A 2,500-nucleotide genomic window follows, 5' to 3' on the forward strand; every position below is an offset into this window, starting at 1 on the left:
ACTGTCTCACGACGTTCTGAACCCAGCTCGCGTGCCACTTTAATCGGCGAACAGCCGAACCCTTGGGACCTTCTCCAGCCCCAGGATGTGACGAGCCGACATCGAGGTGCCAAACCTCCCCGTCGATGTGAGCTCTTGGGGGAGATCAGCCTGTTATCCCCGGCGTACCTTTTATCCTTTGAGCGATGGCCCACCCATGCGGAACCACCGGATCACTATACCCTGCTTTCGCACCAGATCGACTTGTCTGTCTCACTGTCAAGCCCGCTTCTGCTATTGCACTCCACAGCCGGTTACCAACCGGCCTGAGCGAACCTTTGGAAGCCTCCGTTACCCTTTCGGAGGCGACCACCCCAGTCAAACTACCCGCCAACCACGGTCCCTCTCATAGAGAGGTTAGACGCCAACAAAGAGAAGGGTGGTATTTCAACGTTGGCTCCACGATGCCTGGCGACACCGCTTCACTGCCTCCCACCTATCCTACACATCCCTGTGCCAGCGTCCATGATAAGCTGTAGTAAAGGTGCACGGGGTCTTTCCGTCCCGTGGCGGGTATCCGGCATCTTCACCGGAACTACAATTTCACCGAGCTCATGGCTGAGACAGTGCCCAGATCGTTACACCATTCGTGCAGGTCGGAACTTACCCGACAAGGAATTTCGCTACCTTAGGACCGTTATAGTTACGGCCGCCGTTTACTGGGGCTTCAGTTCAACGCTTCGAGCTTGCGCCCTAACGCCCCCCCTTAACCTTCCAGCACCGGGCAGGTGTCAGACCCTATACTGAATCTCTCGATTTCGCAGAGTCCTGTGTTTTTGGTAAACAGTCGCCTGGGCCTTTTCTCTGCGACCTCCATCCCTTTGACAGGATAGTAGGTCCCCCTTCTCCCGAAGTTACAGGGTCAATTGGCCGAGTTCCTTAGCCATGATTCTCTCGCGCACCTTAGATTATTCATCTCGACTACCTGTGTCGGTTTGCGGTACGGTTGCCCGGACGATTAACGATAGCGGCTTTTCTTGGAAGCCCATCCCCGGCGCTATCCCGAACACCCGAAGGTCTCCAGGTACTATCGGCGTCCACCTACTTCCACGGATTTGCCAATGGAAGCAATAGCTTCAGCCTTCAACGCACATTTCCCGCAGTGCGCGGCCAGTTCAGTACTCCGTCCCCGCTTCTCTCATCCGGCCAGTACGGGAATATTAACCCGTTTGCCCTCAGGTTCGGCTATCGCCTGCCCCTTAGGTGCCGACTCACCCACCGTTGATTGCCATCGCGGTGGAATCCTTAGTCTTACGGTGTGAAGGGTTCTCACCTTCATTATCGTTACTTATGCCTACATTTGCTTTTCTGACCGGTCCAGCCCGGCTCACGCCAAACCTTCACCCCAATCAGAATGCTCTCCTACCACAACCAGTTCCAAAGAACTGCTGTCCACGGCTTCAGTGGGTTGCTTCATGCCCGTTTATTATCGATGCCCGCCTCGCTCGACCAGTGAGCTGTTACGCACTCTTTAAAGGAATAGCTGCTTCCAAGCTAACCTCCTGGCTGTCTCGGCAACCGGACCTCCTTTGTTCAACTGAGCAACCACTTGGGGACTTTAGCCGGTGGTCTGGGTTGTTCCCCTCTCGGAGTCGGACCTTAGCACCCGACCCCTCACTCCCGCATCAATTCCCAGGCATTCGGAGTTCGTCAGAAGTTGGTAGGATGTGACTCCCCCTAGTCCTATCGGTAGCTCTACCTCCTGGGAATTTGTCATGCAAGGCTGTTCCTAAAAACATTTCGGAGAGTACGAGCTATTTCCGGGTTTGATTGGCCTTTCACCCCTATCCGCAGCTCATCCAAAAACTTTTCAACGTTTACTGGTGCGGTCCTCCATGACATGTTACTGCCCCTTCAACCTGGCCACGGATAGATCACCCGGTTTCGCGTCTACCCCCACTGACTCAGCGCCCTGTTCAGACTCGCTTTCGCTTCGGCTCCCCTTCTTAAAAAGGTTAACCTCGCCAGTGACGGTAACTCGTAGGCTCATTATGCAAAAGGCACGCTGTCACCCCACTTGAGGGCTCCAACCGTTTGTAGGCGTCTGGTTTCAGGTTCTATTTCACCCCGCTGCTTGCGGTACTTTTCACCGTTCCCTCACGGTACTGGTTCGCTATCGGTCTCTGATGTGTATTTAGCCTTGGCAGATGGTGCTGCCAGATTCAGAGGGGGTTCCTCCGGCCCCCCCTTACTCAGGATACCAACCCCACTGACTCCTACTACCCGTACGGGTCTCTCACCCTCTATGGATGTCCTTCCCAGAACATTCCGGTTTAGCAGTCAGTTTGATGGTCGGTCCTACAACCCCGCAGCGGCCGTAACCGCTGTGGTTTGGGCTTGTCCGCGTTCGCTCGCCACTACTTACGGAATCACTCTTGTTTTCTCTTCCTAAGGGTACTTAGATGTTTCAGTTCCCCTCGTTTGCCCCATCGTAAGATGGTGATATGGCTTCACCATACCG

General features: G+C 54.7%; 1 rRNA gene (cut by a window edge). It reads right to left on the reverse strand.

Going from position 1 to position 2,500, the window contains the following annotated elements:
• A 23S ribosomal RNA gene (locus tag FH871_RS31490) occupies positions 1–2,500 on the reverse strand; its annotated part runs 128 nt beyond the window's last position; the annotation flags it as partial.

Origin of the sequence: Larkinella sp. C7 (genome assembly GCF_006149005.1) — a bacterium.
Taxonomy (GTDB): Bacteria; Bacteroidota; Bacteroidia; order Cytophagales; family Spirosomataceae; genus Larkinella.